Source organism: Treponema endosymbiont of Eucomonympha sp. (genome assembly GCF_001028545.1).
Map to the genome: position 1 here is coordinate 1 of NZ_BBPW01000078.1, position 3638 is coordinate 3638.

The 3638-nt window shown below is 52.8% G+C and carries 3 protein-coding genes; 2 read left to right on the forward strand and 1 reads right to left on the reverse strand.

Features of this window, described 5'->3' with window-relative positions; all coding sequences use genetic code 11:
- Window positions 1-138: 138 nt before the first annotated feature.
- Window positions 139-1554, reverse strand: a complete 1416-nt coding sequence (locus AWU74_RS04340) for a hypothetical protein (RefSeq protein WP_062327983.1) — start codon at window positions 1552-1554, stop codon at window positions 139-141.
- 611 nt (window positions 1555-2165) lie between these two features.
- Here AWU74_RS04340 and AWU74_RS04350 point away from each other — a divergent pair.
- Both AWU74_RS04350 and AWU74_RS11550 read left to right on the forward strand, forming a co-directional pair.
- Window positions 2166-3386: an acetylornithine transaminase gene (locus AWU74_RS04350; RefSeq protein WP_062327990.1), complete on the forward strand. Its 1221-nt coding sequence runs from the start codon at window positions 2166-2168 to the stop codon at window positions 3384-3386.
- 78 nt (window positions 3387-3464) lie between these two features.
- Complete coding sequence (locus AWU74_RS11550) at window positions 3465-3638, forward strand: hypothetical protein (protein WP_187150829.1); 174 nt, start codon at window positions 3465-3467, stop codon at window positions 3636-3638.

Here is a 3638-nt window from a genome sequence, read left to right on the forward strand (position 1 = left end):
GGAAAACACCTGATATGAATAGCAACGATGAAGGAAACGGTAAGCTTTGCATAGCGCGTAGCGATTCCTCGCCAGCGTTTGAGGGTGCCGAAAACGATTTTAATGAAATATTCCATAGTTTGCTGTGAAGTATTTCATTCATATCTCCCTTTTTACCTCTCTCCTCCTCTTTAGTCCACACTGCCTAGGTATGTAATACCCGTTTTCCTGACCTTCGCCTTTGACAGTAACTTGTGTCTTTTGAGTACCTTCTATTCCTTTTCCTCTGTTTACTACAGGAAGCAGCGTCACCTCTGTAGAAGAAATAGGTTGAAGAATACCACCATCGATAGAAACAAACATTCCTGTATTCACAGCAAACAAGGATTTTGCTTCTATTGCTGTCGTTCCAACGACGTCCTCTACACCATTTGCAGTAAACTCAACAGCTTTTACCGCCGGTGTTATGCCTACTTCGTCAGTAAAGTCAGCATATCCGTTGGTGTCTGCATTTTCTGCCAGTACAACTTTAATCTTAGGGTTATCCCTCTTATCAGACCGGTTTTCTATTGTTACTTCAGTACCAACAGCAGACGCCGCGGTTGTTTCATCAACGAAGATTTCGTAGTTAGATGCTGCTATGGCTGGAAATCCAACAGCAGTCAATTTCAACGCTGTCGTTCCCCTTCCGGCTTCGCCCTTCGCCTCAAACGTAACGCTAAAAGGAACAGCCGGTGTTATGCCTACTGATTGTGCGTAATCTCCTTCGTTTCCAACGTAATATCCTTCGCTGGTTCCCGCATCAAAGCTGCCTTCCGTTTTTACCGTTCCATCTTTGTTTTGTACTTCATCTGCGTTTTTTACTTCCACCGTAACCGACTTATTACCGTTGTTTCTATTGGTAATAGAAACAACGCCGTCTACTACCGGTGTTAGTGTTGATTCGCCGTCAGACCCAACCCTAACCCAAACCCGCGCAAGCTTTACCTTAGCGTTGGCCGGCGTTACGGTAAGTTCCGTTGTTCCTCTGTCGGCATTGTCGTTTTTCGCTTTAACCTCTACCTGTACCGGTTCCGCATAGTAAACCGGTACGGTTACGCTAACATGATACTCATAGGGCACGGCATCATCGGGTTCGCTGCTTAAATCAAAAGAAACATAACCGTTTGCGGTTATCGGCGTGCTGATACCGACAGAATAAACATGCCAATAAGTACCGGCGTCAAATTCTTCATAATCTACAGCGTGTACCTTCTGAAGAGAAATAGGAGTTTCGTTTGACTCATCGCCAGAAATCGTATAAACGACGTCCTGCGGTGTAGAATTGTCAAAATTACCCTCGCTCAACGCAAACCACAGCGTGGTCGTTGTCGCATGCGTTCCGCCTTGTCCTTTTCTTGCCTTTGACACCGGCCGATACTCGGTATGGTCGGTGTGATCAGTCGGCGGCACTATCACAGGCGGTACCTCAGACGGCGACACTGTCACATAGATATTATCCGGCTCATTCTTGCACGCGCCAAACGCTCCTAACATAATAGAAGCAAACAGAGCCACAGTAACCTTTTTCATCATTTTTCCTTCCTTTCCTTAAACTTTGATTTTCGACACTCATTCAGCTCAGCAAACGCTCTTTCTTCCTCATTTCCCGCTTAATCCATAACGCGGACAAGACAGCCGCCGTGCCCGCATTGGCGGAATACGGCTACAGTAGCCCTCATTATTACAAGCCCTTTTTATGCCTTACTTCATCCTGCTCCTCCCTTCCGCGCACACCGACCGCATTAAACCCCGCCTCCCGCTTATGCAACAAACCCGGTTTATCCTCCTTGTTTCCTGTTCAGTTTCCCGCTAAACGTTACAGTATGTAACAATGATACAAGTTCAATTGCGCAGTGTCAATAGTTTGCGCGTAGATTTTCAAAAAAATAATGAAAAAAAACGCTTTGTCCGCTTCCGCAATTCGGCGCCGGCGAAGCTGAGGCAAGGTTCCGTCAAGCTGCGGCGTGCGGCAGTTCCTTCAAGGAATTCGGTCGTTACCCGCGTGCCGCACTTCCGCTTTGCCTATGTGCCGAGTTTCTTCAAGAAACTCGGACGTTCGGCTACTGCCGAACGCGTTGACTATCCCGTGTCTTTCGCGCTAGGCTACGGCGCGTAAATGCTGAATTCAGCAGGAGGACGGACGCATGGCAGGAAAAATCGTAAACAACTATGGGAGCCTTCCCGTGGTATTCGTGTCGGGGAACGGGGCGACGCTCACCGACGACAAAGGCAAGCGCTATATCGACTTCGTCGCCGGAATCGGCGTCAACTGCCTCGGGCACGGGCACCCTGCGCTGGTGCGCGCCGTGCAGACGCAGGCGGCGAAAGCCCTGCACGTTTCAAACTATTACAACTCCGACAAAGGGTTGGCGTTCGCGGACGCGCTGCTGGAAGCGAGCGGAATGGAGCGCGTGTATTTCGGCAATTCGGGCGCAGAGGCGAACGAGGCGGCAATTAAGCTGGCGCGGAAATACGGCTGGCTTGCGACCGAGGCGGTGAAAAAAGCGCGTGGCGCGGCGGGTGTCCCCGCACGGAACGAGGTAGTAACGCTCGAAAACTCGTTCCACGGGCGAACGCTTGCCGCGCTGGCGGCGACCGGTCAGGACACCTTCCACCCGCCGTGCTTTGCACCCTATCCCGCCGGCTTCCGCGCGATTCCGGCGAACGACTTTGCCGCGCTCGAGGCGGCGTTTGACGAGACAACTTGCGCCCTCATGCTGGAATGCGTGCAGGGCGAAGGCGGCGTCAACCTGCTGGACGCGCGCTGGGCGCAAGCCGCCGCCGCCGCCGCACGGAAAGCGGGCGCGCTCGTCATTGCGGACGAAGTGCAGACCGGAATCGGGCGGACGGGCTATCTGTTCGCCAGCGAGGAACTCGGCATAGAACCGGACGTTATCACCGCGTCGAAAGGCATTGCGGGCGGAATCCCTATGGGCGCGTGTCTGTTCCGCGGCGCGGCGCGGGACGCATTCGCCGCGGGCGACCATCAGTCTACGTTTGCCGGAAACCCGCTCGCCGCCGCCGCGGGGCTTGCGGTGTTCGCCGAGCTGAGCAAACCCGGTTTCCTCGCGCACGTCAAGGCGGCGGGAGAGCGAATCCGCTCGGAAATCGCGGGCTGGCGCCTCGATATGATCCGCGACATTCGCGGCAAGGGACTGATGCTCGGGATCGACTTCAGCGTCGATTCGGGCGCAAACAAGGGCGTTGACGCCGCCGCGATTCAGCGGAAATGTCTCGACGCCGGGCTGTGCATTTCGACCGCCGGCACCCATACGCTTCGTTTCCTGCCGCCGCTCGTTATTACCGACGCGGAGATAGACGCGGGGTTGAAAACCCTCAAGACGGTGCTGCAAAGCGTGCAATAAAGAATACCCCGCTCAAGAGGCGGGGTATTTACCTAGGTAGTGTGGACTTGAAAGTGGATATAAAGGAAAACACCTGATATGAATAGCAACGATGAAGGAAACGGTGAGCTTTGCACAACGCATAGCGATTCCTCACCAGCGTTTGAGGGTGCCGAAAACGATTTTAATGAAATATTCCATAGTTTGCTACGGAATATTTCATTCATGCTTCCTATTTTACCTCTCTCCTCCTCTTTAGTCCACACTACCTAG